Consider the following 1,123-nt stretch of genomic DNA (forward strand, 5'->3'; position numbering starts at 1 on the left):
GGGGGCGGACGGCAGCCCGCCCCCGCCCGTCCCTTACTTCACGTAGGCGCCGACGCCGACCCAGTAGCCGCTCTCGTGGATCACATAGGAGCGCTTGGCCTCGACGGCCTTGGTCGTCGGGTTCTGCCAGGAGTAGTCGACCCAGCCGGTGCCGGGGATGCTGATCATCTCCTTGACGAACTGCTTGCCGGTGGGATCGCGCAGCTCCAGCAGGCTCTTGCCGATCAGGCCCTTGTTGGCGCCGTGGGCCACGGTCGTTCCGCTCGGGTCGATCACGAAGACGTAGAGGTCGCGGTCCTTGAACTGGGCGTCCTCGTCGAAGGCGGGGAAGGCCTTTTCCGGCCCCTCGGCCTTCAGCAGGGCGGCGGCCTTCTCGGCCATGGCCTTGGCCTCGTCGAGGCTCGCCCTGTCGCTGGCCTGGAGCGGCGCCGCCGCCAGTACGAGCGCAAGCGCCAGTCCGGCAACTGCGCCGATGAGCTTGGTCAACATGTGTCGTTCCTATCGTCGGTTGGGGAATGTCACTGGTCGGTTCTTGTTGGCTGGTGACCGCCGTCACTGCGACGAATAGAAGAGAGACTGTTAACGTTCGATGAAAAGCGCAAATATTGCCATTATAACTATACTACTATTTGGGGTGTATTACAGCGCAGCAATTATAGAGGGGGAGTCTTCGGACGCCTCTACTTGCCGCGCCGCCCGTGACGGGAAGGGCGGCCGGACCGCCGAGGCGGGCCGGCCCTCCGGGGCGCGGTCACCGCGCCGTCGGCCCGAAGAGAGAGTCTGCCGGATCAATCGCTTGCCGCATCGCCGCGGGCGCAGACGCATGACGGCGGGGAGCGCGGGTGGCGCCGCCTTCCGGCGCGCGCGAGCCCCGAGGTGGGTCGGGACGCACTACGCGGCCTGGTTGACCGCTGCGGCCCGGAGCCCCCCTGCGAGGGCCGGACAGCAGAAGGCTCCCGCCGCAACGGCGGGAGCCTTCCTGGCGCCGACCTGAACGAACCCCCCGGTTCCAGTCGGCGTGTCGCGGGCCGGCGTCGTCGGGTTCAGGCGGCCTTGACGTCGGTGAGGAAGCCGTCGACGAGGCGCTTGAGGGCCTCGGCGTTGTCGGAGAGCTCGCGGGCGG

1 protein-coding gene is annotated in these 1,123 nt (G+C 68.1%); it reads right to left on the bottom strand.

All coding sequences use genetic code 11. The features are described from left to right. Window positions 1–33: 33 nt before the first annotated feature. Window positions 34–489, bottom strand: coding sequence for a cache domain-containing protein (locus B9O00_RS32205; RefSeq protein WP_085127564.1), 456 nt, complete (start codon window positions 487–489; stop codon window positions 34–36). Window positions 490–1,123 lie beyond the last annotated feature (634 nt).

The sequence above is a fragment of the Tistlia consotensis USBA 355 genome (genome assembly GCF_900177295.1).
Lineage (GTDB): Bacteria > Pseudomonadota > Alphaproteobacteria > Kiloniellales > DSM-21159 > Tistlia > Tistlia consotensis.